Genomic DNA, 24,815 nt, shown 5'->3' on the forward strand with positions numbered 1-24,815 from the left:
CGCTCTTGACGCGGATGCCGACAGCGACTACCGGCTTAGTGCCATGAACTGTCACCCGTCGGCGCCCAAACTACGCGGTCCAGCAGTTGCCGTTCCGAGGGCGTCCACCAAGTGCCATGGCCGCCCGATCCGGACGCCATGCCCTGTTGATGGGCGGCGCGCCGCGCGCGCCGCCACTGAACTCACACGTCCAGCTGTTCCGCGGTGTCTAAAGCGTCGTCCACTTCGATGCCAAGGTACTTGACGGTGCTTTCAAGCTTGTTGTGGCCCAACAGGATCTGGACCGCTCTCAAGTTCTTCGTCTTCTTGTAAATCATGGAAGCCTTCGTGCGGCGCATCGAGTGCGTCCCGTAGGCAGACGGGTCCAGGCCAATGCCTTCAACCCACCCATGCACGATCCTGGCGTACTGGCGCGTAAAGCTGCCGCTCGACGCCGCTCTCGACCCATCAGCGACTTCCGTAGTCTCGGGCTCGTCGCCACAAGTCGGCCGCTCGCTCAGTCGCTCTGACCCATGCGCAGCCACCCGAAGAAGGCCGCAGCGCGAAATCAGCCTATTCGGGCAGCCCAGCCTTCGCCAGCCCCGCGTAGTAACGCTCGCGCTGGGCGCGGCAGAGGTCGTTCGCGCACAGCCGCTCGTCGCGGAACGACGAAATCGTGTAAGAGGGCAGCCGCCGTCTGAACTCCGCCAGCGCCGCACGCGCGGTTTCCGTCTCGCCCAAGTTCGCTGCGGCCGCGGCGACCCACGAATGAGCCACCGCGTGCTGCGGCCGCTCGAGCACCGAGCGCTGCGCCCATTCGAGCGCTTCGCGGTCGCGGCCCAGGTGCAGATGCGCCGTCGCGGTGACGACGAAGATGCCGTTGAGGTTCGGGTCGCGCGGGCTGAGCCGCCGCGCCTGCTCGAGGGCGGCGATCGCTTCATCCGGCCGGCCGAGCGTGCAACGGGCATAACCAAGCCAGAACCAGGCGCTTGCATCGTTGCGATTGAGCCCGATCTGGCGCCCGAGCAACTCCACCGCCTGCTCGGAGCGGCCGGCCAGCGCGAGCGTCGTACCGCGCACGCCGACGACGCGGGCATCGGCGGGATCCAGTTGGAAGGCCTGCGCCGAGAGTCTGTCGGCCTGTTGCAGCCACTGCTCGCGCGTCGCGCCGCGCAGGCCCAGCCAGCGCTGCGACACGTCGTAGTTATAGGTCTGTGCCAGCAGCGCGAAGGCGAGTCCCGACCCCGGGTCGCGCGCGATCACCTGCTCGAGCAGCCGGCGCGCCTGCTGCAGGGAGTCCGGCGTAGTCCGGTTGAACTGCAGCAGCCACCGCGCCTGCTGCAGCAGCTCCTGCGAGTCGGCACCGGGCCGCGCTCGAGCACGTGTGGTTTCCACCTCCTGCAGCGTCAGGTCCAGCGACCTCGCCACGGTCCCGGTGACTCGACGGTACAGCGCAGGAAGGTCGGGTAGCTCGCCATCGATACGGTCTGCCCACAGGGCGCGCCCGCTCTCGCCGTCGACGAGCTGCAGGGTCAGTCGCACCGTGTCGCCCAGGCGCACCAGGCCGCCGTCGAGTACATAGCGCACGCCGAGCTCGCTGCCCACGCGACGCGCGTCGACGCTGCGGCCGCGATAGGTTTCCGCGGTCGCCCCTGCGATCACGAAGCTCTCGGGGATGCGCGACAGGTCGACCGTGATCTCGTCGGTGAGCACGGCGGCCAGGCGGTCCTGCGCCGGGTCGCCGCCATCACTTGCAAGGGGCAGCACGACGATCGACAGGCGAGGCGGTGCGGGTGGCACCACCGGCGCGCTGCGCTGCTGCCACCACCAAGCCAATCCTGCCGCAGCGATGGTGGCAGCCGCGAGGCCGCTCCAGAGCGCGGCGGCAGCAGCGCCTCGCCTCACCGGCGCGGCGGCCTCACCCGCGACCGTGCCAGTCGCCGCCCGAGCCGACGAGGATGGCACTGCCGCTTCGCCAGCGGGTGTGGCCGGCCCCGCATCGGCGGCGCGTGAGGCCGGCACAGGCTCGACCGGAGCCGCGAAGAGATACCCGCGCCGTGGCAGTGTCTTAATGATGTCCTGCCCGTGCTCGCCGAGCACCTGCCGGATGTCGGAGACACAGCGCGTCAGCGACTCCTCGCCGACAACGACATCGGGCCAGACGGCGGCCAGGATCTCGTCCTTGCCCACCGGCCGGCCTGCGGCCTCGGCCAGGTAGACCAGCACGTCGAAGCTGCGCGGGCGAAGGTCGAGCCTCCGACCGGCCCGGCGCAGCGTGCGGCAGCCGACGTCGAGATCGAACTCTTCGAAGCGCAACCGATTGGCGGCTTGAACCTGCATCTGGTCTCCCCCGGGCCTGGAGGGAGGAATTTTCAGCCTTTTTCACCACGCGCGCCGGTTCCTTCATGACGGCACGCGAGCTGTCGAGGCGCAATGGCAGCGGCACCCTCACCCGTCATCGGAGGCCCCATGAGCCACCATCGTACTTTGTCCATCGCAGCCACCATCGCTGCCTCGCTTCTGCTCGCGACCCTTGCTTCGAACCCGCGCGCGCAGCCGCCCAACCGCACCCCCGCGGCCGTCGACCGCGAAGTGCGCAGCATGAAGGCGGCCTACCTGCGCTGCGAGCGGGCCGCGACCGAGCGCCTGCTCGGCATGGGCGAAGCGGCGAACTGCTCGGTCATCTACGAAGAGCTGCTCAGGGTCGGCTTCGGCGGCGACTTCAAGCGTCTAATCGCCTGGTGGCACGCCGAACGTGTCGCCGAGCCGCGCGGCGAACGCATCGCCACGCCTTGAAGCAGCAGGGCCGGCCGCGCCCGCACTCCGCCGTCACCGCTTCGGCAGTGCCGACCCCGAGTTCAAGACCGATAGTGCGGCCTGGGAACGCACCAGGCCAGGTCAACCGAGCGCCGCGCAGCACCCGGAGGGTCTCGGGATTTGCAGAGGGCGATTGAAGTTCTATTTGCCCGCGCATGCGCGGGTGGAGCTGGCCAGTGTCATTGATCAGAGGCCATCTTTGCGTTGCTGCATTGCCGTCGCTGGCGATCGGCTGCTTCTGGCCGTTCAGAAGCTTTGACGAAGGTCAGCCTCTCTTGATGCTGAAGGACCGCACCGGGGGCCCCGAAGCCGAAGTTCGCGTCGCCCGAAAGCAGTCACCGACGGCTACTGATCGATGCGCCGGAGCAACTCACGCCCAGCGCTGTCGAACACTCCATCGTCGAGATGCTGATGGGCTACCTGGCAGGGGCCGAGCGACAGGCATAGCGCACCCTCGATAGCTGAACCGTCACGACTTCTTTCTACAATTTGCGGGTTCGGGGTACCGCTTCTGTTCCTCCCGATCCTGCCCGGTACAGCGCAGGGTCCCAGACAGGGGTTCCCATGCGTTACCACGCACTCGCCTGGCTGCTGCTTGCAGCCAGCATCTCCGCCGAAGTGGTCGGCACCATCGCCTTGCGCTATGCCGATGGCTTCACCCGGCTGTGGCCGTCACTGGCGGTTGGGTCGCTCTATGCGCTGGCGATCTGGTTGATGTCGTTGTCCGTGCGGCATCTGGAAGTCGGCCTGGCCTATGCGATGTGGGCCGGGGTTGGCACCGCACTCACGGCGGTGGTGGGCATGCTGTGGTTCGGCGAGTCTTTCCATTCGACACGGCTGATCGGCCTTGCCTTCGTTGTGGCCGGGGTAATTTGCCTGAACCTTGATTGGCGGTAGTTCTGCTCGCAAGTCAGGCAGAACTCGATCTCCATGCACTGGGCTTCGACGGCGTTGAACCCGCAGCCACCGGTCGCCCTTCGTACCACCCGTCGGTCCTGCTGAAGCTCTACATCTACGGCTATCTGAATCGCATCCAGTCGAGCCGACGCCTCGAGCGCGAGGCGCAGCGCAATGTCGAGCTGATGTGGCTCACCGGCCGGCTGGCGCCTGACTTCAAGACCATCGCCGACTTCCGCCACGACAACGGCGTCGGCATCCGCAATGTCTGCCGCCGCTTCGGCGGCCTGTGCCGCGACCTCAAGCTGTTCACGCACGCCATCGTCGCCATCGACGGCAGCAAGTTCAAGGCGGTCAACAGCCGCGACCGCAACTTCACCGCCGGCAAGATCGATGCACGTCAGCGGCAGATCGAGCAGAGCATCCAACGCTACCTCGATGCCATGGAGACCGCCGATCGCACACAGCCTGCGGAGGTCGAGGCCAAGACCGAGCGGTTGACGGACAAGATCAAGAAGCTGCGCGAGCAAATGCGGGAGCTGGACCGGACCAAAGAGCAACTGAAACACGAGCCCGATGGCCAGCGCTCGACCACCGATCCCGATGCGCGTTCGATGAACTCACAAGCCAAGGGCTCGGGCCTGGTGGGCTACAACGTTCAGGCGTCGACGCCAGGCATCACCTGATCGTGGCGCACGAGGTCACCAACGACGGTAACGACCGCGCGCAGCTGAGCAACATGGCAACGGCCGCGCGCGAGGCGATGGGCAAGACCAAGCTGCAGGCCCTCGCCGACCGCGTACTTCAACGGCACGGAGCTCAAGGCCTGCGAGGACGCGGGCATCACGACCTACGTGCCCAAGCCGATGACCTCCAACGCCAAGGCGGAGGGGCGCTTCGACAAGCGCGACGTCATCTACATCGCGAAGGCTGACGAGTATCAGTGCCCTGCCGGCGAACGGGCCATCTACAGGTTCACCACGCTCGAGAAGAACGGCAACAAGCTTCGCGTCTACTGGACCAGCGCCTGCCCCACATGCCCACTGAAAGGCCAGTGCACAACCGGCGACTACCGTCGCATTCGCCGATGGGAGCACGAAGAGGTGCTTGAGCGCGTCCAGCAACGCCTGGACCGCAAACCCGTCGCGATGACGCTGCGAAGGTGCACCGTGGAGCACGTGTTCGGGACACTCAAGCACTGGATGGGTTGGACGCACTTCCTCACGACGAAATTGGAGCACGTCAACACCGAGATGGGCCTGCACGTGCTGGCATACAACCTGAAGCGGGTGATCTCGATCCTGGGTATTGCCAGAACGATGAAGGCGGTCAGGCTGGTGGGGGCGTGAGCCTCCTTAACGGCCCTTTGCAGCTCGCGCAGCGACCCTCGGTCGGATAAAACCCACGTTTGCGCAACGAGACTACTGGATGACCCGGTGGCACCGATGACGACCACAAGGCCGCGTGTTCGGCATACTCGCAAGTCAAAGCCGTTTCCACACGGCCTCGGCCGCATCCTGCCACATCCTCCACGGCGGCGGCTGGCCCTGGATAGACATCCACTTTCCTGATCTCTTTGCCGCAAAGCTGCCGGCCGAGCCCGCCCACAGGCACCTGAAGGGAAGTCTCGCAGCGGAGGGCACCCATCGGGTGGCAGCAGACGGAGCGGTTGAGTCGCCGAGCACGACTTCAGGCTTACCATCGCTGCATGGACTCACGCGAGACCGCCCCCTCCCCCGAGCGCAATAAGCAGCCGATCCTCGAGGTACTTGCGCGCGTATTGCCGCCACGCGGCTTCGTGCTCGAGATCGGCAGCGGCACCGGGCAGCACGTGGCGCACTTCGCCAAGGCATTGCCCGCCCTCACTTTCCAGCCCAGCGAGATGGACGTGGAGCGCCACGCTTCCATCGAGGCGTGGGTGGCCGAAGGCAACCTGTCGAACGTAAAGCCGCCCCTCGCCATCGATGTCACGAAGCATCCCTGGCCAGTATCCGCGGCCGACGCGGTCGTGTGCATCAACGTCATTCACATCTCCTCGTGGGAGGTCACCCTTGCGTTGATGGCGGGCGCCGGCAGGATCCTGCCCGCCGGTGGTGTGCTTGTGACCTACGGCCCGTACATGCGCGGCGGCGCGCATACGTCGCAGAGCAATGAAGCGTTCGACGCGAGCCTGCGCGCAAGGAATCCGCTCTGGGGCGTGCGCGACATCGACAAGGTGGCGGAAGTCGCGGGCAATGAAGGCCTTGCGCTGGAGGAGGCCGTACCAATGCCGGCAAACAACTCCACTCTGGTCTGGCGGAGACCAAACGGGGCACTCCCCGGCGCGCCGGCCCTCATCGATGCTTGAGCACCAAAGCTGTCGGCCACAAATGGCGGGAACTGGCCGATTGTCGTCGGACCAATAGTAAGTGCGCGCGGGCTGCAAGCACTCCTACACTCCAGGGCCCGCGACGGTTGCCGGCTACGGGACCGGCCACGCACGTGAACCCAACCGAGGTCCAGTGAACTACCGAGACGCCGATGACGAGTGCTTTGCCATTGTTGAGGCGCACGGCAGTGAGGTGCTCAAGCGCGCCGGGATCATCATGGCCTGCACGGCCTGGGAGACCTACGTCGAGGATCGCGTACTTGAGGCACTCCATGCGCGGCTGGGTGCGGGCACCGATAGCTTTCAAAGTCAGTTCATGTTGAGGCAACTGCGGCTCGCCTTGAAGCAGTAGCCGCATCTCATCAGGAAGGAAGACCTTGAGAAGGCGATCAAGTTTTTGAAATGCTTGGTCGATGCGACCGACGTCGCGACCGCTATACCTGGGGCCGGGTCCGCTCCAGGCTCAGCGCAGCCCGAGTTCACGCCGGCGACCTCGCGCAACCGTTGCATGCCCTCTCGGCTCGTACGAAGAGCAGCAGCGGATTGGCGGCGCACTGGAAGCCAGCGCGCGACTGGGCCGGCAACACCATCCCCCAATCAAACCGATAGTGTGTGTACCCAGGTTGAGATTCCCCAGACACTTTCGGCGTGCTAGAACAACGTCCCGAAACAACGACCGAGAACAAGGCTCCGGATGCACTCAGGCCACCGCACCTTGCGCATCGGCGCTTCCGGTCGTCCCTCTCGCTCATCCTCACAGAGAACGAAGACATCGAAGCACTTTGCGCACTGGTTCACCTGAGGCAAGCGAATGCGGTGATGCAGGTGGTATTCGACCCAAGAGGCGGCGGCCCTCAGATCGGTCTTGTCGTGAGCAAGATCTCTCCCAAAGGTTGGAAGGCACTCCGAATCCAACTTGGAGAAGACCAATGGAGGCGCTGGAGGATCAGCTGTTCAACGCCCGGCCGCGACATGTTGCATGACCGCGCGGGCGAGCAGGCATAACGGGAGGCAGGACTTCCGCGCGCCGATGCCAGTAGACCAGCGGCCCCGGCAGCGCGGGCCGGGGCCGCTATTGCAACTCAGCGGCGCACCGTACCGTCAGTCACCCAATACCGCCGACCGGCAAGCGAGCCACCGAAGGTCGCAGCGATCGCCCCCACCACCATCGCGAGCAGTAGCGCGAGCGCAGCCTGCGATGCGCGCTTCGCGGCCTCGTCGGCCACCTGGCGTGCCTTGGCCTCGGCTTGCGCCTTTTGCTCTGCCGTGAGCGGTGCAGAAGGGTCCGCAGGTGCCGCAGCACCCGGGGTGGCCGCCTGAGCAAGACGCTGCTGGGCCTGGTTCTTCAGGTCGTCGATCGAAACGTCCGAAGGCATCTGGCGTCGCACTGCATCCGCCACAGGTCCGGAAGCGCCAGCAGCGCCCGCGGTAGCGGCCGTTCCCAGCAGCTTGCTGCCGCCGCCGATTGCGGCGCCGATCAGCGAGGTCACGAGGTAGGCGGTCACGATGGTGGCAAGGCCCCAGGTGAGCAGGCCGTGCAGCGAGGCGTCGGTCTTGTCGGGCGCACCGGCCAGATGTGCGGCCACCCAGCCGCCTGCAAACAAAGCCAATGCGCTACTGGCGACCCACCAGGCACCGGCCGCGATGCCGAAGGTGGCCGGATCGGGACTGCTGTATTTCATCGGGTCGATGGTGCTCAAGCCAAGGCTTGCGCCGAGCAGGCTCAGCACCAGCTGGAGCACCATGGCGATGACGACGCCCGCGACGATGGCGCCCCATGAAACGCGATGCCAGGGCCTTGTTGGACGCGAGAGCTCGGCTTCGGTGCGCACGGGCGCGTTGCGGCCGGGCGGGGTGTCGTAGGTGACTGTGCTCATGGTTGCTCCTCGGGTTGGTAACGAGCGAGGAGTCTTGCCCCACGGCCGGAGCTTGGCCGAAGACGGCGCCGCGCTTGCACGTAGGTCGAGCCCTCGCTGCGGATGAGCTGTCTCGAAGCGAGAGCCCGCAAGGTGTCAGGCAGGTACTACAGCAAGACGCGGCGAAGTAGCTCTATCTCTCCCCTGGCGCGAGCCGACACATCGATTGCTGCCAGATGGCAGTGACACGGGGCACGCCAGCACCCGGGTCAACACCGTCCAGAGGAAACTGAGATGAACAAGGATCAAGTCAAAGGCGGCCTCGAGAAGGCCAAGGGCAGTGTGAAGCAGACCGTCGGCGAGGTGACGGGCAATGAGAGGCTGCAGGCCGAAGGCGCTGCCGACAAGACGGCCGGTGCTGTGCAGAAGAAGGTCGGCGACGTGAAGGAAGCGGCCAAGACCCTCACGAAGAAGCCCTGAGTTCCGGCGAGGCGCCGTTGTGGTCAGGGGCACCACGCGCGGCCTTTAGCGGCCGCGCGGCCTCGACGGCTATTGCGCCTCGATATTCGCCACCTTCATCAGCTTCTCGGTCAGCGCAATCTCCGCCTGCAGGCTCTGCGCAAACTGCTCCGGCGTGCTCGGCACGACGGCCGCGCCATTGGCCTCGAGCTTCTCCCGCACCTCGGGCGCCGCCAGCGCCTGGGCGAGCGCATCCCGCACCTTCTGCACCACAGGCGCCGGCGCACCCTTCGGCAGGGCCAGCCCGCCGAAGGAGACGAGCGAGATGCCCGGCACGCCAGCCTCGGCGAGCGTAGGCACCTTGTCCAGCCGCGCGTTGCGCTCGGGCGAGAGCACCGCCAACGGCACGAGTTTGCCGCCCTGGATGTGCGGCAGCGCAGGCGCGACGAGCGCGAGTGCAAAGTCGACCTGCTTGCCGGCCACGGCGTTGGTGGACTCCGATGCGCCCTTGTACGGCACATGCAGCGCCTTGGTGCCGGTGGCCGCCAGGAGCAGCTCGGCCCCCATGTGCGAGGGCGTGCCGACGCCGCCGGAGGCGTAGGCCATCTTCCCCGGGCTCTTGCGCAGGTGCTCGACGAGCTGCTTCACGCTGGTGATGCCGGAGTCGGGGTTGACCACGATGACCGAGTCGGATTGCGTGATGCGGCCGACGTGGATGAAGTCCTTCATCACGTCGAAGCCGGGCTTGCGGTACATGCGCATGTTGGTGGCCATGGGCGAGCCGCTGTAGACCCAGGTGTAGCCGTCGGCGGGCGCCTTGGCGGCGAGCTGGGCGCCGATGTTGCCGGCGACGCCGCCGCGGTTCTCGATGACGACGGGCTGGCCGAGGATCTTCGACATGGCGTCGCCGGTGATGCGCACGGTGGTGTCGGGCGCCGTGCCGGCGAGGTAGGGCACGATCCACTTGATGGGGCGGCTGGGGTAGTCCTGCGCGTGCGCGCCGGCGGTGGTGGCGAGCGCGGTGGCTGCGGCGGCTGCGAGGACGAGGACTCGGCGGGTGGTGTTCATGGGTGTGTCTCCTTTGGGTGTTGTACGGAAGGCGTCAGCGGATGTCGCCGCCCAGCAGCTCCCGGGCGATGGTGTTGCGCTGGATCTCGCTGGTGCCGGTGAGCACGCGGTACATGCGCAGCATGCGGAACAGGAATTCGACGCGGCTGCCCTGGACGATGCCCTCACCGCCATGCACCTGCACGGCGCGGTCGGCAATGCGGAAGGCAGTCTCGGAGCAGAAGAGCTTGGCCATGGAGGCATCGGCGCGGGCCTCGCCGCCGGCATCGAGCGTTCGGGCCACGCTGAGCATGAGGGCGCGGGCAGCGGCCAGCTCGGTCGCCATGTCGGCCAGCATGTGCTGCACGGCCTGGAAGGCGCCGATGGCCTGGCCGAACTGGCGCCGCCGCGTGGCGTGGGCGACCGAGTCCTGCAGCGCAAGGCGCGCAAGGCCGAGCATGGCGGGGCAGTGCAGCAGGCGGTTGACGGTGATGCGCCCGAGCGCGAGCGCGAGGCCCTTGCCCTGTTCGCCGATGAGGTTGGCGGCGGGAATGCGGCAGTCGGTGAGCACGATGTTGCCGGTGCCGGACTGGCCGGCCATGGTCTTGTAACCGGTCTCGACCTTGAAGCCGGGGCGGTCGCGCTCGACGAAGAAGGCGGTGGTCTCGCGCCGGGCCGGGTCGTCGCTGGTGGAGGCGATGACGACGGCCATGTCGCAGAAGGGCGAGCCGGAGATGAAGCGCTTGGTGCCGTTGAGGACGAACTCGTCGCCCACGCGCACGGCGCGGGTCTGCACGGCGCCGGCGTCGGAGCCGGCTTCCGGCTCGGTGATGGCGAAGCAGATGGCCTTCTCGGCCCGGGCCACGGGGAGGATGAAGCGGCCCATCTGGTCGGCCGTGGCGTGCTTTGCCAGCGCGCCGACACGGGGCGGGCCGGAGAGTTCGCCGAGCACGTGCGCGGCGAGGGGCGAGCCGCTGGCGTAGATGGCTTCCTTGATGAGGCAGTGGTCGTGCACGCTGAAGCCGGCGCCGCCCAGGGACTTGGGCAGGGTGACGCCGTAGAAGCCGTGTTCGCGCGAGCGGCGCCAGACCTCGTCGAGCACGGGGCGGGGCGCGCCGGATTCGTAGTCGATGCCATGCTCGGCCACGAGGGGCTGCAGCTCGTCGCGGATGAAGGCCTGCACGCGCACGATGAAATCGCGGGCGGCATCGGAGCCTTCGAAGCGCGCGGCTTCGGCGCTGCGCGGGGTGGGAGTGGTGGTCGCGTCCATGGCGTGCTCCTGTGATCAGTTGACGCGCCGCTCGCGGCCGCGCCAGTAGGGCTCGCGCACGTCCTTGCGTGAGAGCTTGCCGTTGGCGTTCTTGGGCAGGTGATCGATGAATTCGACCGTGCGCGGGCGCTTGAAGTCGGCGAGCCGGCCGCGGCAGAAGTCCATGAGCTCGCCGGCATCGGCCTGGGCGCCGTCCCGCAGCACGACGATGGCCTTGACCGATTCGCCCCAATGGTCGTCGGGCACGCCGATGACGCAGACCTCGTACACGGCGGCATGCTGCGCGAGCACGGCCTCGACCTCGGTGGGGTAGACGTTGAAGCCGCCGGAGACGAGCATTTCCTTCTTGCGGTCGACGATGTGGATGTAGCCCTCGCGGTCCACGCGGGCGAGGTCGCCGGTGTGCAGCCAGCCGTCGTCGCCGAGCGCTTCGCGGGTGGGCTCGGGGGCGCGCCAGAAGCCGGCGAAGACGTCGGGTCCGCGCACGCAGATCTCGCCGATGCCGTCGCCCTCGACGGGGCGGCCCTGCTCGTCGAGCACCTGGATGTCGGATTCGCAGGAGGGGCGTCCGCAGGCCGAGAGCAGCTCGGGGCGGCCGCCTTCGATGGCGAGCTTGTGGTCTTCGATGCCGAGGGCGATGACGCCGCCGGTGGTCTCGCCGGCGCCGTAGCCTTGCGACAGGACGGGGCCGAAGGCAGCCCAGGCCTCGCGGATGCGCGCGGGGGACATGGGCGCGGCGCCGTAGGAGACCAGGCGCAGGCTGCTCAGGTCGCGGGTGCGGATGGTGGGCTCGGCAAGGAGCGCATTGATCATCGCGGGGACGAAGAAGCACATGGTGACGCGGTGCTTCTCGATGGCCTCGAGGATCTCGGCGGGCTGGAAGCGCTCCATGAGCAGCACGGCGGCACCCTGGTAGAGCATGGGCTGGATGAACATGCCGCTGGCGTGGGTGATGGGGCCGCAGAGCATGAGCACGTCGCCTTTGCCCGCATGCATGCGGCCCATGACGATCTTGCGCAGCGAGGCCATGCGGTTGCCGACGGTCTGCATGGCGGCCTTGAGCTTGCCGGTGGAGCCGGAGGTGTAGTGCAGCACGGCGAGCTCGTCGGGGCGCATGTCGACGTGGATGTGCGCGTCGGGGGCCTGGGCCAGCAGGGCTTCGTAGTCGAGCCAGCCGCCCTCGGCGGGAGCGGGGGTGAAGGCGATGCGGTGCTTCAGGCCTGCGAGCGGGGCGGCGGCCTCCTCGACCATGGCGCGGTGCTCGGGGCCGGCGAGGCAGGCCACCGGCTCGGCGTTGGCGAGCGCATCGGCCAGCTCGGCGGGGGCGAGGCGCGCGTTGAGCGCGACCTTGACCAGCCCCAGCTTGTAGAGCGCGCATTCGAGCTCGACGATTTCGGGGCGGTTAGGGGACACGACGGCGACGCGGTCGCCACGCTGCAGGCCGAGCGCGAGCAGGGCGTGCGCGAGGCGGTTCGATCGGCGCTCCAGCTCGGCGTAGCGGACCACGCGGTCGCGGAAGAGGATGGCGGGCCGGTCGGCCCAGAAGCGCGCACTGCGCGCGGTGTACATGCCGAGGTTCATGGTGTGGTGTCTCCGTATGGCCTCCAGTCTAGGAAGACGAGGGGCAGCGCTGGATAAGCGAACGGGCGGCTTTGATAAGCTGGCGTGATCACCCGACAAGGGGCCCGGCGCAGGGCCCGGAGGCAAGCGACATGGGCGTTCGGCTCGACGACATCGACTATTTCCTGGCGGTGGCGCATCACGGCAAGGTGCGGGCTGCCGCGGCGGCGCTGGACGTATCGCAGCCGGCCATCACGCAGGGGCTGCAGCGGCTGGAGAAGGAGCTGGGTTTTCCGCTCTTCGAGCGCAGCAGCCGCGGGATGCAGCTGACGGCGGTGGCCACGCAGTTCCGCGAGCGCACGCAGGCGCTGCGCGCGAGCCTGGGGGATGCGATCAAGGAGGCGGCCGATATGCACCTCGGCGAGCTGGGCCTGCTGCGCGTGGGGGTTTCGCCGCTCTATGCGCAGCGGCTGTTCGTGCCGGCGACGGTGGCGCTGCACCGGCAGCGGCCGGCCGCGCGGCTGCGGCTGATGCTGAACTTGAACGATGCGCTGGTGGCGGCGCTGCGGCTGGGGGACATCGACCTGTCGATCAACGCGCTGCCGGGCGTGGTCCCGCCGGACCTGCATGCGCTGCCGCTGATCGACGACGCGCTGTGCCTGGTGGTGCGCGAGCACCACCCGCTGCTGTCGAAGCGGCGCCTGCGGCTGCAGGACCTGGTCGATGCGCGGTGGATCCTGCCCGGGCCGGCCGTTGCAGCGCGCCGCAACGTGGAAGGCCGGCTGGCCGAGGCCGGGCTGCCGCCGCCGCGCGTGACGGTGGAAGTGAGCAACACGGCGGGCGGGCAGCTGAACCGGCTGGTGGCGCAGAGCGACCTGGTGTCGATCATGAGCGAGTCGCAGCTGGGCATGGCCATCGGCGAAGGACTGGCCCCGCTGCCGATGGCGGATGCGCGCTTCACGCGCACCATCGGCGCACTGACGCGCAAGGGCGCGGCACTGCCACCGCTGGCGCAGCGCTTCCTGGAGCTGCTCGAGGAGACGGCGCGCGCGGAGGCAGCGCCGGCGCGGCGCGCGGCGCGCAGGGGCGGGCGGGGCTAGGCGCCAGGCCCGCCCGGGCATCGGACCGCCCAGGGCTCATGCGCCGTGTAGGCCGGCGCTGATTGCGCGCGGCGCGGATGCGGGCAATTATTCGTCGGAATATCGAGGACTGATGTATGAACCTGTTGAGCGTCGACCTCTATCAGAGTGCTACCAATCCAAAGAAATTTCTCGCGCTTCCCGCTGGAGTCGATCCGGCCGAGCTCACGGGCCCGATGGTCTTCGACAAGGACTACGCGGAAATCGTCCGATATCAAGAGGCATTCGAGTTCGATCCTGCCGAACCGTATGCGGGGGTCAATGCAGCCAAGATCGCCGCAGACATCCTGACGTTGAAGTGGGCGATGTACCAGCGCACGTAGATCAGTCAAGCAGCTACTTGCGCGCGAACAAGGGCTGCTCGAAATGCGCGACGCGCGTGACGCGCCCGGCAATGCACAGCTCGCGGAACTGGTAGAGGAAGGCTGCGGTGGGCGCCGCGATCCAGGTGTCGCCCACCGGCATGCGCAGCACCGGATGCACGCTGTCGTCGATGGCGTCGAGCAGCGGCGCATCCGCGCGCATGAACTCGGCGACGGGGATGCGGTGGATGCTCGCGACCTCGGCTTCGCTCGGCACCAGCTCGCGCGCGGCACCGGCCCAGACGACGATCGGCGTGATGGCGAAGCCGGAGCGTGTCACGAAGTCGTCGAGACGGCCGAGGACCGTTGCCTCGCCGAGCTGCAGGCCGACTTCTTCATGCAGCTCGCGCAGTGCCGCCTGTTCCGGCGTTTCGTCGCCGTCGATGCTTCCGCCGGGCAGCGCCCACTGGCTCGCATGGTTGCGCATGTGCGAGGGGCGCCGGGTGAGGAGCACGGCGGCCTGGCCGCTCCACGCGGCTGGCGCGGGGATGCCGGGCAGCGCGGCGCCGAAGCCTTCCTCGATGATCGCCAGCGCGACGGCCGCGCGCCGCGAGCCGGGTGCGTGGAGCGCCTGGAGCTCGAAGCGGCGGAGGCGTTCGGCGATCGAGGCGCGCAGGGTGTCATCGAGCCGCATCGCGAGATTATCTGCTGCGCTCGCGCGGCCACCTCAGCCCTTCCCCAGAGGGGGAAGGCGCCAGACCGTCAGCCTTCCTCGACGAAGGCCTCCTCGCGCTTGGACTTGACCGCCGGCATCAGCACGATCACCAGCATCAGCCCCGCGGCGATCAGCAGGCCGGCCGAGATGGGCCGTGTCACCAGCACCTCCCACGAGCCGCGCGACAGCAGGAGCGCACGCCTCAGGTTCTCTTCCATCATCGGCCCGAGGATCAGCCCCAGCAGCAGCGGCGCCGGCTCGCAGCCCAGCTTGTGGAAGGCATAGCCGACGATGCCGAACAGGCCCACCATCCAGACGTCGAAGGTGTTGTTGTTGGTCGAGTACACGCCGATGGCGCAGAACAGCACGATGGCAGGGAACAGCCACTTGTAGGGAATGGACAGGAACTTGATCCAGATGCCGATCAGCGGCAGGTTGAGCACCACCAGCATCAGGTTGCCGATCCACATCGAGGCGATCAGGCCCCAGAAGAGCTCGGGGTTGCTGGTCATCACCTGCGGGCCGGGCTGGATGTTGTGGATGGTCATCGCACCCACCATCAGCGCCATCACCGGGTTGCCGGGAATGCCGAGGGTGAGCAGCGGAATGAAGGAGGTCTGCGCGCCGGCGTTGTTGGCCGATTCGGGACCGGCCACGCCGCGGATGTTGCCCTGGCCGAACGGGATTTCGCCGGGCTTGAGCCTGAGCTTCTTTTCCAGCGTGTAGGAAGCAAAGGCCGACAGCAGCGAACCGCCGCCGGGCAGGATGCCGAGAGAGCAGCCCAGCGCGGTGCCGCGCAGCGCCGCAGGCACGATGTTCTTGAAGTCCTCGCGGGTCGGCCAGAGGCCGTGCACCTCGGCGGTGTAGATCTCCCGCTCCTCGTCGGGCTTCGACAGGTTCGCGATGATCTCGCCGTAGCCGAACACGCCCATCGCGATCGCGATGAAGCTGATGCCGTCGGTCAGCTCCGGGATGTCGAAGCTGTAGCGCGCCACGCCCGAGTTCACGTCGGTGCCGACCAGGCCCAGCAGCAGGCCAAGGATGATCATGCAGATGGCCTTGAGCAGCGAGCCCGAGGCCAGCACCACGGCACCGATCAGGCCCAGCACCATCAGCGAGAAATACTCGGCCGGGCCGAACTTGAAGGCCAGCTCGGTCAGCGGCGGCGCAAAGGCCGCGAGTACCAGCGTGGCGACGCTGCCTGCGAAGAACGAGCCCAGGCCCGCGGTCGCGAGTGCCGCGCCCGCTCGGCCGCGCTTGGCCATCTGGTGGCCGTCGATCACCGTCACGACGGAGGATGACTCGCCGGGCAGGTTGACCAGGATGGCGGTGGTGGAGCCACCGTACTGCGAGCCGTAGTAGATGCCGGCCAGCATGATGAGCGCGGCCACCGGCGGCAGCGCGTAGGTGACCGGCAGCAGCATGGCGATGGTCGGCACGGGGCCGATGCCGGGCAGCACCCCGATCAGCGTGCCCAGCAGGCAGCCGACGAAGGCGTACACGAGGTTCTGCAGCGAGACGGCGTGGCTGAAGCCGAGCGCGAGGTTGTCGAGAAGCTCCATGGCGATACGTTCCTCAGCCGGTGATGAAGGTGGGCCAGACCTGGAACTGCAGGCTCAGGCCGAGGATGAAGGTCAAGTAGCTGCCGATGGCCAGCACGGTGCCCAGGATCAGCGCCGACTTCATGCGGAAGCTGGAGCCCGCGAGGCTTGCGACCACGACCAGCGCATAGATGGCGGCGATCAGGCCCAGCGCCGGCAGGCCGATGCTGGGCAGGCCGCCCAGCAGGATGCCGAAGACGAGGTTGGCGCCAATGATGAGCACCAGCGGCTTCCAGGCGATGCGGCCGACGGGCTCGCCGTCCGCGGTCTCGATGGTCATCGAGCCGAGGATCACGCCCAGTCCCAGGATGGCCAGCAGCACGCCCAGCATGAGCGGAAAGTACCCGGGACCCATGCGGGCGCCGGTGCCGATGCTGTAGTTGGTGGCGCCGATCGCGAACGCGGCGCCGACGACAGCGAACATCAAGCCTGAGAAGAAGTCTCGTTGACTCCTGATTTTCATGAATGCACTTTCGAAGGATCGGGAATGAAGGAAGAAGACCACCGCCCGGGCCAAGCCGTGTGGTGCGCGGGAACCGCTGGGGCACGGGCGCCGCCCGTCCCACATGCGAATGCAGGCCCGGCGACAGCGCCGCGATCAAATACGTCATGCTATGAGTCTTTTTAGATCACACCATGAGGGATTACCCGGGCAGTGGCTTCTCGTCGCGGCGACAGCCCGGGCGGGTGCCTTGCTACATTTCGGGACTTCAAGCGGGTCCGACAACATGTCCAAGAACGAGCAGAGCGCGAAGGGGCGCCTGGAGGCGCTGTCCGAATTCAGGTACCGGCTGCGCAGCTTCCTGCGATTCAGCGAGGACGCGGCGCGCGACGCCGGCATTACCGTGCTGCAGTACCAGCTGCTGCTGCACACGCAGGGCTTCGCGGGTCGCGAATGGGCGTCGGTCAGCGAGATTGCCGAGCGCTTGCAGGCGCAGCCGCATGGCGTGGTGGCGCTGGTGTCGCGCTGCGAGGAGGCGGGCCTGGTCAGGCGCCAGCACAGCACGGTCGACCGGCGACTGGTCGAGGTGCACCTGCTGCCCAAGGGGCGCAAGGTTCTCGCGAAACTCGCGCGGCAGCATGCGCTGGAGCTGGCGCACCTTGCCGAGGCGGTTCGGCTCGCGAGCGAGATCGAAGACGAGCTCGACGAAAGTTAGAGCAGGCCTGGCACGGGAATCGCGCATTCCGGCAAAGGGGAACACAATGGCCGCTTCGACACACGCGGGGGGACGGCCATGCAGAACGCTCCGAATCCGGCCCTCGCCCTGCGGCGGCTGATCGACGGCTACCAGTTGTCCCAGGCGCTGCACGTTGCAGCGACGCTCGGCATTGCCGATCTTCTGGCCGATGGCGAGCGCAGTTCAGGCGAGCTTGCGGCCTCCACGGGCACGCACGCGCCGACGCTCTACCGCGTTCTGCGCGCGCTGGCGAGCGTGGAGATCCTGCACGAAGGCGAGTCGCAGCGCTTCACGCTCGCGCCGCTGGGCCAGCCGCTGCGCTCGGATGCGGAAGGCTCGATGGCCGCCTGGGCCGCCTTCGTCGGCGCGCCCGCATACTGGCAGGCCTGGAGCGGGCTGCTGCACAGCGTGCGCACCGGGGAAAACGCCTTCGTCCATATGCACGGCCAGGATGTCTGGAGCCACCGCGCAGCGCATCCGCAGGACGGCGCACTGTTCGACCACGCGATGGCAGCACTGTCGAAGCGGGCCGGCGCGGCGGTTCTCGCGGCCTACGACTTCTCGGGGCTGCACACCATCGTGGATGTGGGGGGTGGCAACGGCGCGCTGCTGGCCGCGGTGCTGGCCGCCCATCCTCATCTGCAGGGAACCTTGCTGGATCTGCCGCAGGTGGTCGCGCGGGCACAGGAGCGGCTGGCCGAGGCCGGCGTCGACGACCGCTGCCGCGTCGTCGGCGGCAGCTTCTTCGAGCAGGTGCCGGCGGGGGCCGATGCCTACCTGCTGCGCTCCGTCATCCACGATTGGGACGATGCAGAGGCGGTGCGCATCCTCGCGACAGTCGCAAAGGGACTGGCGCCGCACAGCCGGGTGCTGCTGGTGGAGCGCGTGATCGCGCCGCCGAACGAGGGGCGCGATGCCAAGTTCTCCGATCTCAACATGCTGGTGTCGCCGGGCGGGCGCGAGCGCACGCAGGCGGAGTTCGAAGCCGTGCTCGAGGCCGCAGGGCTGAGGCTCGGCCGGGTTGTCGACGCGGGCGCCTTCTCGGTGCTCGAAGCCGAGGCGGCGGCGCCCTGAGCTTCGTTCAGGCAATCAGCGCATCGAGCAACCGCGCTACATGCACCGCCTGGCGCTGGGCGCCGTCGGCGATCTGGTGGCGGCAGCTGGTGCCGTCGGCCAGGATGATCGCGTCGGGCTGGCTGCGCACCGCGGGCAGCAGGGCGGCCTCGGCCATGCGCATCGACACCTCGTAGTGCGACGCCTCGTAGCCGAAGCTGCCGGCCATGCCGCAGCAGGAGCTCTCGATGAGCTCGGGCTTCGCATCGGGGATGAGCTTCAGCACCTCGAGGATGGGGCTGACCGCACCGAAGGCCTTCTGGTGGCAGTGGCCGTGAAGCAGGATGGGCTTGCCGGCGGGCTTGAGGCCGAGCTTGAAGCGGCCCTCGCGCATCTCGCGCGCGATGAATTCCTCGAACAGCAGCGCCTGGGCTGCGACGGTCCGCGCCTTGTCGCCCAGGCCCATCGCCAGGGTCTCGTCGCGCAGGGTCAGCAGGCAGGAAGGCTCCAGCCCGACGATGGGGACGCCCTCCTCCGCCAAGGGCAGCAGCGCGTCGAGGAGAGCGCCGGCGCGGGCCTTGGCCTCGTCCACCATGCCGCTGGCCAGGTAGGTCCGGCCGCAGCAATGGTGGCCGCTGAATTTCTCCACGGTGTGCAGCAGGTAGCCGGCCGCCTTGAGGACGCGGGCTGCGGCCCAGGCGTTCTCGCTTTCGAAGCCGCCGTTGAAGGTGTCGACGAAGAGCACCGCGGCCTTGCGCCCGCTGCAGGCGGCGGCGATGACCATGTCGCTGCTGGTGAAGAGCGTCGAGTCGCGCTCGCGCCAGAAGGTGTCGCCGCGGAACTCGGGCAGCGAACGCCTCGCCGACAGCCCCAGCAGCCGCTCGCCCAGCCAGGCGGCGCCGGGCAGGCGGTTGCGCAGGTTGAAGAGCCAGGGCATGCGGCTGGCGGTGTGCAGGTAGTCCGGCAGGCGGGCGACCAGCCGCTCGGCTAACGTGTGGCCGTGCTTCCTCTTGTAGTGGGCGAGGAACTCGATCTTCATCTTCGCCATGTCCACGCCGGTCGGGCAGTCGCGCTTGCAGCCCTTGCAGCCGACGCACAGGTCCATGGCATCGCGAACGGCGTCGCCGGTGAAGGCGTCGGGGCCGAGCTGGCCCGAGAGCGCCAGGCGCAGCGTGTTGGCGCGCCCGCGCGTGAGGTGCTGCTCGTCGCGCGTCACGCGGTAGCTGGGGCACATGGTGCCGGCGTCGAACTTGCGGCAGTGGCCGTTGTTGTTGCACATCTCGACGGCCTTGGCGAAGCCGCCGGTGACGTCGCCGCCGGTGCCGGGCGGGGTGGTCTCCTCGGTCACCGGATCGGCCTGCACGTTCCACGCAGACCAGTCGAGCACCGGGGTGATGGGGATGCGCTTGTAGGGCCGAGGCGCGGAGGCCGGCGCGAAGCGGAAGAGGGCGCCGTCGTCCATCTTCGGCGGGTCGATGATCTTGCCGGGGTTGAAAAGGCCGATCGGGTCCAGCTTGTTCTTGATGGCGCGGAAGGCCTCGTTGATCGCCGGGCCGAACTGCCACTCGATCCACTCGCCGCGGCACAGGCCGTCTCCGTGCTCGCCGCTGAAGGCGCCCTTGTACTTGCGCACCAGCTCGCCGGCTTCCTCGGCGATGGCGCGCATCTTCGCGGCGCCGTCGATGCGCATGTCGAGGATGGGCCGCACGTGCAGCGTGCCCACCGACGCGTGCGCGTACCAGGTTCCGCGCGTGCCGTGCTTCGCGAAGACTTCGGTCAGCCCGTCGGTGTAGGCGGCCAGGTGCTCGAGCGGCACGGCGCAGTCCTCGATGAAGCTGACCGGCTTGCCGTCGCCCTTGAGGCTCATCATGATGTTGAGGCCGGCCTTGCGCACCTCCCACAGGTTCTTCTGCGCGGCCTCCTCGGGCATGCGCACCACGCTGTCGGGCAGGCCCAGGTCGCCCATCAGCTCGGCCAGCTGCTGCAGGCGGTGCAGCAGGGCGGAGCGGTCCTCGCCCGCGAACTCGACCAGCAGGATGGCGGCGGGCTTGCCGATGAGCGCCTTCTCGATGGTCGGCTTGAAGGCCGGGTTGGCGAGGCTCAGCTCGATCATCGTGCGGTCGACCAGCTCGACGGCGGTGGGGCCCAGCTTGACGATGTGCTGGGCCGAGTCCATCGCGGCGTGGAAGCTCGCGAAGTTGACGACGCCCAGAACCTTGGCACGCGGCAATTCGGAAAGCTGCAGCGTCAGGCTGCGGGTGTAGGCCAGCGTGCCCTCGGCGCCGACCAGCAGGTGCGCGAGGTTGACGCTGCCGTCGGCGGTATAGGGCCGCTCGCTCTGGTTGTCGAAGATGTCGAGGTTGTAGCCGGCGACGCGCCGCATCACCTTGGGCCAGCGCTCGGCGATCTCGGCGCGGTGCTGCCGGGCCAGCTGCTGCACGTGCTGCGCGATGCCGGCGGCGCGCGCACCGAGCGTGGCGACGGGGCCGAAGTCCACCAGTTCGCCGTCCGACAGCCAGGCGCTCGCGCCCAGCACGTTGTGCACCATGTTGCCGTAGGCGATGGAGCGCGAGCCGCAGGAGTTGTTGCCCGCCATGCCGCCCAGCGTGGCCTGGGCGCTGGTGGAGACATCGACCGGGAACCACAGGCCGTGCGGCTTGAGCTGCGCGTTGAGGTGGTCCAGCACCAGGCCCGGCTCGACCGTCACGCGGCGCTGCGCCACGTCGAGCTCGAGCACGCGCCGCAGGTGCTTGCTGTTGTCGATCACCAGCGCCGCGCCGGTGGTCTGGCCGCACTGGCTGGTGCCGCCGCCGCGTGCCAGCACCGGCACCTGCAGGTCGCGCGCGATGTCGATGGCGGCGGCGACGTCGCGCTCGCTCCTCGGCACGAGCACGCCCACCGGCATGATCTGGTAGATCGAGGCGTCGGTGGCGTAGCGGCCGCGCGAGGCATCGTCGAACAATACTTCGCCCTCGGTCTCGGCCGCGAGGCGGCGCGCGAGGTGGGCGCAGACCTCGTTGGGCGGCAGCACGGTGCCGGCGGGCCGCAAATGGCTGGCGGGGTCGATGCGCATCAGCGCTTGCCCGCCTGGGCTGCAGGGTAGATCTCGCCGGCGCGCAGCAGCGCCAGCACCGTGTCGCGCTTGCGGTTGAGGTGCTCGACCAGCAGCTCGCGCATGGCCGCGGCGTCGTGGGCGGCGAGCGCATCGATCATGCGTTCGTGCTCGGCCACGGCGAGCTTCCACTTGGCTTCGTCCTGGTTGGTGCGGAAGCGCAGCGACTGCACGCGCGCGTTGATCGCGCGGTAGGTGCTCGTGAGCACCGGGTTCTTGGCGGCGTCGTTGATGGCGGTGTGGATGCGCGCGTTGATGCGGTAATAGCCCGAGAGATCGCGGCGCGCGAAGCAGGCCATCATCTCGTAGTGCAGCGCGCGTAGCTCGGACACTTCGGGCTCGGTGATCCGGCGCGCCGCCAGCTCGCCCGACAGGCCTTCGAGCGCGGCCAGCAGCTCGAAGGTGTTCTCCACGTCGGCCTCGGTCAGCTTGACGGCCACCGCGCCGCGGTTGGGCAGCAGATCCACCAGGCCCTCGGCGGCCAGCAGCTTGATGGCTTCGCGCAGCGGCGTGCGCGAGACGCGCAGCTGCTCGCACAGCTCGCGCTCGTTGAGCTTGGCGCCCGGGGCGATCTGGCCTTCGACCAGCATGGTGCGCAGGCGCGCCGCCACCTGGTCGTGCAGCGCCAGCCGCGAGATCTCGATCACTTCTGCCATGGCCTATTTTCCTCCGGATGCATTTTGAATGCAAAAACTGGAGGTTTCAACAGGGTTGCTTCAGGGTAATCCATCATGGTCCAATGCATTTTGCATGCAAAACTGAAAAGGAAAGGACCGCCCATGCTGCAACTCGACCTCCACCCGACCGGCCGCCACTTCCTGCAGATCCCCGGCCCCAGCCCGGTGCCCGACCGAATCCTGCGCGCGATGAGCCTGCCCACCATCGACCACCGCGGACCCGAGTTCGGCGCGCTCGGTCTGAAGGTACTCGCGGGCATCCGCCAGATCTTCCAGACCCGGCACCCGGTGGTGATCTATCCCGCCTCGGGCACCGGCGCCTGGGAAGCCGCGCTGGCCAATGTGATGAGCCCGGGCGACGCGGTGCTGATGTACGAGACGGGCCACTTCGCCACGCTGTGGCAGAAGATGGCGCTGCGCCTGGGCCTGGCGCCCGAGTTCCTGAGCCTGCCCGGCGTGGACGAGACCGGCCTGCCGCGCAGCTGGCGCCACGGGGTGCAGGCCGACCTGATCGAGGCGCGGCTGCGCCAGGACACGGAAAAGAAGATCCGCGCGGTGTGCGTGGTGCACAACGAGACCTCCACGGGCGTGACTTCCGATATCGCGGCGGTGCGCCGCGCGATCGATGCGGCCGGGCATCCCGCCCTCTTGATGGTGGACAGCATCTCGGGCCTGGCGAGCGCCGACTACCGCCATGACGAGTGGGGCGTGGACGTGACCATCAGCGGCTCGCAGAAGGGCCTGATGCTGCCCCCGGGCATCAGCTTCAATGCGGTGTCGCCCAAGGCGATGGAGCGCAGCAAGGCCGCGAAGCTGCCCAAGGCCTTCTGGGCCTGGGACGAGATCGTGGAGATGAACCAGGGCGGCTACTGGCCCTACACGCCCAACACCAACCTGCTCTATGGGCTGAGCGAATCGCTCGACATGCTGCTGGGCGAGGGCCTGCCGCAGGTGTTCGCGCGCCATCAGCGCTGGGGCGCGGGGGTGCGCGCCGCGGTGAAGGCCTGGGGCCTGCCGACGCAGTGCGCCGACGCTGCCGTGCATTCGCCGGTGCTGACCGGCGTGATCACGCCAGAGGGGGTGGACGCCGATGCGCTGCGGCGGCTGATCCACGAGCGTTTCGATCTCTCGCTGGGCACAGGCCTGGGCAAGCTCAAGGGCCGCATGTTCCGCATGGGCCACCTGGGCGACAGCAACGACCTCACGCTGGTGGCGATGGTGGCCGGCGTCGAGATGGGGCTGAAGCTCACGGGGGTGAAGCTCGCGGGCAGCGGGGTGCATGCGGCAATGGAGTATTTCGCGAGCCACGCGGCGCCGGCGGCGCTGAAGAAGGCGGCCTGAATCGAGGCTGCCGAAACGGAACCAACCAGGAGATATCCACCCATGCAACGACGTTCCCTGATCCAGGCCGCAGGCGCTGCGGCCGCCACCCTCGGCGTGCCGCGCGTGTTCGCACAGGAATGGCCCAACGGGCCGGTGCGCATCGTGGTGGGCTTTCCGCCCGGCGGGGGCACCGACGCCCTGGCGCGGGTGGTGGCGCAGAAGCTGACGACGATGTGGAACCAATCGGTGATCGTGGAGAACAAGGCTGGCGTGGCCGGGGTGCTCGCGGCCGAGTACGTGTCGACGCAGCCGAGCGACGGCTCGACGCTGCTCATGGCGCACATCAACAGCCACGCGCTGGCGCCCAATCTGCAGCCCAAGCTGCGCTACAGCGTGGAGCGCGACTTCGTGCCGATCGTATTGGTGGGCGTGACGCCCAACCTGTTGATCGCGGGGCCGGCGCAGAAGGCGGTGGCAGTGAAGGACATCGTCGCGCTGTGCGCCGCGGAGCCGGGCAAGGTGAGCTTCGGCTCGGCCGGCGCGGGCTCGGCCCAGCACCTGGCGCTCGAGATGTTCAAACTGCAGGCGAAGGTCGATGCGCTGCACGTGCCCTACAAGGGCAGCGGCCCGCTGCTCGCGGACCTGATGGGCAACCAGATCCAGTACAGCTTCGAGACCATGACCGCCGCCACGCCGCATGTGAAGAGCGGCAAGGTGACGGCGGTGGCGCAGACGCGGCTGAAGCGGGCCAAGGGCCACCCTTCTGTGCCGACGATGCAGGAGCAGGGCTTCGAGGGTTTCGAGGCCACCACCTGGTACGGCCTGGCCGGGCCCGGCAAGCTGCCGACACCGATCGCCGACAAGATCAACCGCGACGTCAACACCGTGCTGGCGATGCCCGACGTGCAGGAACGGCTCGACACCTACGGCGCCGAAGACGGCGGCGGCTCGCGCGAGAAGTTCCGGCAGTTCATTGCCTCCGAGATCCAGAAGTGGGGACGGGTGGTGCGGGATGGCAAGGTGAAGGTGGACGCCTGAGCGCGTGAAGGCATCGGCAGTCGTCGAGCCCGGGCATGAATGAAATGGCCGCGAGCCTCGCTCGGAGTGCGTCAGGTTGGCAGGGCGCGGGCACGCTCCGGAAGGGTGGCGAGGGTGCTCAGCCCCCCGAACCCTCGTTCCAGGTTCCCGGGTCGATCGCCCGGGGCTCGTTCCACAGGCAGGGCCCGCACATCGTCGCGACGTAGACGGTCTTGCCGTCCTTTACGCCCGACACGACCGGCGTGCCGCCGCACACCTCGCAGCGGTGGGCATGGTCAGGCTCGTAGCGGTCGATGGAGGTGATCGGTTCCATGCCGCGGATGATCGCAAACTTATGTGACGCCGTCACTGCGTCCGATGGCGTGGCGCCGGCGGGCCGTGAGCCCCAACCGCGGCGGCCCTGTTGCGCAAAGTCCGAACGTGT

At 68.2% G+C, this 24,815-nt stretch carries 22 protein-coding genes and 2 pseudogenes; 12 read left to right on the forward strand and 12 right to left on the reverse strand.

Annotated elements, in window-relative coordinates:
• Positions 1-182: 182 nt before the first annotated feature.
• Positions 183-416 (reverse strand): annotated as a pseudogene (locus tag E5P3_RS30500) (tyrosine-type recombinase/integrase); the annotation flags it as partial.
• Between the two features lie 136 nt (positions 417-552).
• The gene (locus E5P3_RS30505; RefSeq protein WP_162589379.1) at positions 553-2,319 is read right to left on the reverse strand and encodes a winged helix-turn-helix domain-containing tetratricopeptide repeat protein; all 1,767 of its coding nucleotides are present in this window, start codon (positions 2,317-2,319) and stop codon (positions 553-555) included.
• Between the two features lie 129 nt (positions 2,320-2,448).
• Here E5P3_RS30505 and E5P3_RS30510 point away from each other — a divergent pair, with 129 nt between their 5' ends.
• From E5P3_RS30510 to E5P3_RS30530, 5 genes and pseudogenes are all read left to right on the forward strand, one after another.
• Entirely contained in the window at positions 2,449-2,775 is a 327-nt protein-coding gene (locus E5P3_RS30510; RefSeq protein ID WP_162589380.1) for a hypothetical protein, read from the forward strand.
• A gap of 585 nt (positions 2,776-3,360) precedes the next feature.
• Positions 3,361-3,693: a DMT family transporter gene (locus E5P3_RS30515; RefSeq protein ID WP_162589381.1), complete on the forward strand. Its 333-nt coding sequence runs from the start codon at positions 3,361-3,363 to the stop codon at positions 3,691-3,693.
• A gap of 20 nt (positions 3,694-3,713) precedes the next feature.
• Positions 3,714-5,042 (forward strand): annotated as a pseudogene (locus E5P3_RS30520) (IS1182 family transposase); the annotation flags it as partial.
• A 359-nt stretch (positions 5,043-5,401) separates the two neighbouring features.
• The gene (locus E5P3_RS30525; RefSeq protein WP_162589382.1) at positions 5,402-6,040 is read left to right on the forward strand and encodes a DUF938 domain-containing protein; all 639 of its coding nucleotides are present in this window, start codon (positions 5,402-5,404) and stop codon (positions 6,038-6,040) included.
• 154 nt (positions 6,041-6,194) lie between these two features.
• Positions 6,195-6,413: a HEPN domain-containing protein gene (locus E5P3_RS30530; RefSeq protein ID WP_197893997.1), complete on the forward strand. Its 219-nt coding sequence runs from the start codon at positions 6,195-6,197 to the stop codon at positions 6,411-6,413.
• Positions 6,414-7,143: 730 nt separating this feature from the next.
• Here E5P3_RS30530 and E5P3_RS30535 read toward each other — a convergent pair.
• Complete coding sequence (locus E5P3_RS30535; RefSeq protein ID WP_162589383.1) at positions 7,144-7,938, reverse strand: hypothetical protein; 795 nt, start codon at positions 7,936-7,938, stop codon at positions 7,144-7,146.
• Between the two features lie 273 nt (positions 7,939-8,211).
• Here E5P3_RS30535 and E5P3_RS30540 point away from each other — a divergent pair, with 273 nt between their 5' ends.
• Positions 8,212-8,397, forward strand: coding sequence for a CsbD family protein (locus tag E5P3_RS30540; protein ID WP_162589384.1), 186 nt, complete (start codon positions 8,212-8,214; stop codon positions 8,395-8,397).
• A 69-nt stretch (positions 8,398-8,466) separates the two neighbouring features.
• Here the strand turns inward: E5P3_RS30540 and E5P3_RS30545 are convergent, their stop codons facing one another.
• From E5P3_RS30545 to E5P3_RS30555, 3 genes are read right to left on the reverse strand one after another with little or no spacing between them, the layout of a single operon-like run.
• Entirely contained in the window at positions 8,467-9,444 is a 978-nt protein-coding gene (locus E5P3_RS30545; protein ID WP_162589385.1) for a Bug family tripartite tricarboxylate transporter substrate binding protein, read from the reverse strand.
• A gap of 34 nt (positions 9,445-9,478) precedes the next feature.
• Positions 9,479-10,693: an acyl-CoA dehydrogenase family protein gene (locus E5P3_RS30550; protein ID WP_162589386.1), complete on the reverse strand. Its 1,215-nt coding sequence runs from the start codon at positions 10,691-10,693 to the stop codon at positions 9,479-9,481.
• Positions 10,694-10,708: 15 nt separating this feature from the next.
• Positions 10,709-12,274 carry an AMP-binding protein gene (locus tag E5P3_RS30555; RefSeq protein ID WP_162589387.1) on the reverse strand — a complete coding sequence of 522 codons (1,566 nt, stop codon included), beginning with the start codon at positions 12,272-12,274 and terminating at the stop codon, positions 10,709-10,711.
• Positions 12,275-12,405: 131 nt separating this feature from the next.
• On the opposite strand from E5P3_RS30555, the gene E5P3_RS30560 reads away from it, so the two are divergent.
• Both E5P3_RS30560 and E5P3_RS30565 read left to right on the forward strand, forming a co-directional pair.
• Positions 12,406-13,353, forward strand: a complete 948-nt coding sequence (locus E5P3_RS30560) for a LysR family transcriptional regulator (protein ID WP_162589388.1) — start codon at positions 12,406-12,408, stop codon at positions 13,351-13,353.
• A 116-nt stretch (positions 13,354-13,469) separates the two neighbouring features.
• Positions 13,470-13,715, forward strand: coding sequence for a hypothetical protein (locus E5P3_RS30565; RefSeq protein ID WP_162589389.1), 246 nt, complete (start codon positions 13,470-13,472; stop codon positions 13,713-13,715).
• Positions 13,716-13,728: 13 nt separating this feature from the next.
• On the opposite strand, the gene E5P3_RS30570 is transcribed toward E5P3_RS30565, so the two are convergent.
• From E5P3_RS30570 to E5P3_RS30580, 3 genes are all read right to left on the reverse strand, one after another.
• The gene (locus E5P3_RS30570) at positions 13,729-14,388 is read right to left on the reverse strand and encodes an NUDIX hydrolase (RefSeq protein WP_162589390.1); all 660 of its coding nucleotides are present in this window, start codon (positions 14,386-14,388) and stop codon (positions 13,729-13,731) included.
• Between the two features lie 68 nt (positions 14,389-14,456).
• Complete coding sequence (locus E5P3_RS30575; protein WP_162589391.1) at positions 14,457-15,971, reverse strand: tripartite tricarboxylate transporter permease; 1,515 nt, start codon at positions 15,969-15,971, stop codon at positions 14,457-14,459.
• Positions 15,972-15,984: 13 nt separating this feature from the next.
• Positions 15,985-16,473, reverse strand: coding sequence for a tripartite tricarboxylate transporter TctB family protein (locus E5P3_RS30580; RefSeq protein ID WP_162589392.1), 489 nt, complete (start codon positions 16,471-16,473; stop codon positions 15,985-15,987).
• A gap of 265 nt (positions 16,474-16,738) precedes the next feature.
• Between E5P3_RS30580 and E5P3_RS30585 the strand changes: the two genes are divergently transcribed.
• Together E5P3_RS30585 and E5P3_RS30590 are read left to right on the forward strand one after the other, a co-directional pair.
• Positions 16,739-17,167, forward strand: coding sequence for a MarR family winged helix-turn-helix transcriptional regulator (locus E5P3_RS30585; RefSeq protein WP_162589393.1), 429 nt, complete (start codon positions 16,739-16,741; stop codon positions 17,165-17,167).
• A gap of 78 nt (positions 17,168-17,245) precedes the next feature.
• Positions 17,246-18,262 carry a methyltransferase gene (locus tag E5P3_RS30590; RefSeq protein ID WP_162589394.1) on the forward strand — a complete coding sequence of 339 codons (1,017 nt, stop codon included), beginning with the start codon at positions 17,246-17,248 and terminating at the stop codon, positions 18,260-18,262.
• Between the two features lie 7 nt (positions 18,263-18,269).
• On the opposite strand, the gene E5P3_RS30595 is transcribed toward E5P3_RS30590, so the two are convergent.
• Together E5P3_RS30595 and E5P3_RS30600 are read right to left on the reverse strand one after the other, a co-directional pair.
• On the reverse strand, positions 18,270-21,314 hold the full coding sequence (locus E5P3_RS30595) for an FAD-binding and (Fe-S)-binding domain-containing protein (protein ID WP_162589395.1): 3,045 nt from the start codon (positions 21,312-21,314) through the stop codon (positions 18,270-18,272).
• Entirely contained in the window at positions 21,314-22,009 is a 696-nt protein-coding gene (locus tag E5P3_RS30600) for a GntR family transcriptional regulator (protein WP_162589396.1), read from the reverse strand. Before E5P3_RS30600 ends, E5P3_RS30595 begins: the two co-directional genes overlap by 1 nt.
• Positions 22,010-22,132: 123 nt before the next feature.
• Here E5P3_RS30600 and E5P3_RS30605 point away from each other — a divergent pair, with 123 nt between their 5' ends.
• Together E5P3_RS30605 and E5P3_RS30610 are read left to right on the forward strand one after the other, a co-directional pair.
• Positions 22,133-23,371, forward strand: a complete 1,239-nt coding sequence (locus E5P3_RS30605) for a pyridoxal-phosphate-dependent aminotransferase family protein (protein ID WP_162589397.1) — start codon at positions 22,133-22,135, stop codon at positions 23,369-23,371.
• A gap of 42 nt (positions 23,372-23,413) precedes the next feature.
• A complete protein-coding gene (locus tag E5P3_RS30610; RefSeq protein ID WP_162589398.1) occupies positions 23,414-24,391 on the forward strand; it encodes a Bug family tripartite tricarboxylate transporter substrate binding protein in 978 nt (325 codons plus the stop codon).
• A gap of 118 nt (positions 24,392-24,509) precedes the next feature.
• Here E5P3_RS30610 and E5P3_RS30615 read toward each other — a convergent pair whose 3' ends face one another.
• Positions 24,510-24,704, reverse strand: coding sequence for a formate dehydrogenase accessory protein FdhE (locus tag E5P3_RS30615; protein WP_162589399.1), 195 nt, complete (start codon positions 24,702-24,704; stop codon positions 24,510-24,512).
• Positions 24,705-24,815 lie beyond the last annotated feature (111 nt).

It is taken from the genome of Variovorax sp. RA8, from assembly GCF_901827175.1.
Taxonomy (GTDB): domain Bacteria; phylum Pseudomonadota; class Gammaproteobacteria; order Burkholderiales; family Burkholderiaceae_C; genus Variovorax.

Bases quoted from the DNA above. Each gene is read 5' to 3' on its own strand.
- E5P3_RS30505 (WP_162589379.1), bottom strand. From the start codon at position 2,319: ATGCAGGTTCAAGCCGCCAATCGGTTGCGCTTCGAAGAGTTCGATCTC.
- E5P3_RS30510 (WP_162589380.1), top strand. From the start codon at position 2,449: ATGAGCCACCATCGTACTTTGTCCATCGCAGCCACCATCGCTGCCTCG.
- E5P3_RS30515 (WP_162589381.1), top strand. From the start codon at position 3,361: ATGCGTTACCACGCACTCGCCTGGCTGCTGCTTGCAGCCAGCATCTCC.
- E5P3_RS30525 (WP_162589382.1), top strand. From the start codon at position 5,402: ATGGACTCACGCGAGACCGCCCCCTCCCCCGAGCGCAATAAGCAGCCG.
- E5P3_RS30535 (WP_162589383.1), bottom strand. From the start codon at position 7,938: ATGAGCACAGTCACCTACGACACCCCGCCCGGCCGCAACGCGCCCGTG.
- E5P3_RS30540 (WP_162589384.1), top strand. From the start codon at position 8,212: ATGAACAAGGATCAAGTCAAAGGCGGCCTCGAGAAGGCCAAGGGCAGT.
- E5P3_RS30545 (WP_162589385.1), bottom strand. From the start codon at position 9,444: ATGAACACCACCCGCCGAGTCCTCGTCCTCGCAGCCGCCGCAGCCACC.
- E5P3_RS30550 (WP_162589386.1), bottom strand. From the start codon at position 10,693: ATGGACGCGACCACCACTCCCACCCCGCGCAGCGCCGAAGCCGCGCGC.
- E5P3_RS30555 (WP_162589387.1), bottom strand. From the start codon at position 12,274: ATGAACCTCGGCATGTACACCGCGCGCAGTGCGCGCTTCTGGGCCGAC.
- E5P3_RS30560 (WP_162589388.1), top strand. From the start codon at position 12,406: ATGGGCGTTCGGCTCGACGACATCGACTATTTCCTGGCGGTGGCGCAT.
- E5P3_RS30565 (WP_162589389.1), top strand. From the start codon at position 13,470: ATGAACCTGTTGAGCGTCGACCTCTATCAGAGTGCTACCAATCCAAAG.
- E5P3_RS30570 (WP_162589390.1), bottom strand. From the start codon at position 14,388: ATGCGGCTCGATGACACCCTGCGCGCCTCGATCGCCGAACGCCTCCGC.
- E5P3_RS30575 (WP_162589391.1), bottom strand. From the start codon at position 15,971: ATGGAGCTTCTCGACAACCTCGCGCTCGGCTTCAGCCACGCCGTCTCG.
- E5P3_RS30580 (WP_162589392.1), bottom strand. From the start codon at position 16,473: ATGAAAATCAGGAGTCAACGAGACTTCTTCTCAGGCTTGATGTTCGCT.
- E5P3_RS30585 (WP_162589393.1), top strand. From the start codon at position 16,739: ATGTCCAAGAACGAGCAGAGCGCGAAGGGGCGCCTGGAGGCGCTGTCC.
- E5P3_RS30590 (WP_162589394.1), top strand. From the start codon at position 17,246: ATGCAGAACGCTCCGAATCCGGCCCTCGCCCTGCGGCGGCTGATCGAC.
- E5P3_RS30595 (WP_162589395.1), bottom strand. From the start codon at position 21,314: ATGCGCATCGACCCCGCCAGCCATTTGCGGCCCGCCGGCACCGTGCTG.
- E5P3_RS30600 (WP_162589396.1), bottom strand. From the start codon at position 22,009: ATGGCAGAAGTGATCGAGATCTCGCGGCTGGCGCTGCACGACCAGGTG.
- E5P3_RS30605 (WP_162589397.1), top strand. From the start codon at position 22,133: ATGCTGCAACTCGACCTCCACCCGACCGGCCGCCACTTCCTGCAGATC.
- E5P3_RS30610 (WP_162589398.1), top strand. From the start codon at position 23,414: ATGCAACGACGTTCCCTGATCCAGGCCGCAGGCGCTGCGGCCGCCACC.
- E5P3_RS30615 (WP_162589399.1), bottom strand. From the start codon at position 24,704: ATGGAACCGATCACCTCCATCGACCGCTACGAGCCTGACCATGCCCAC.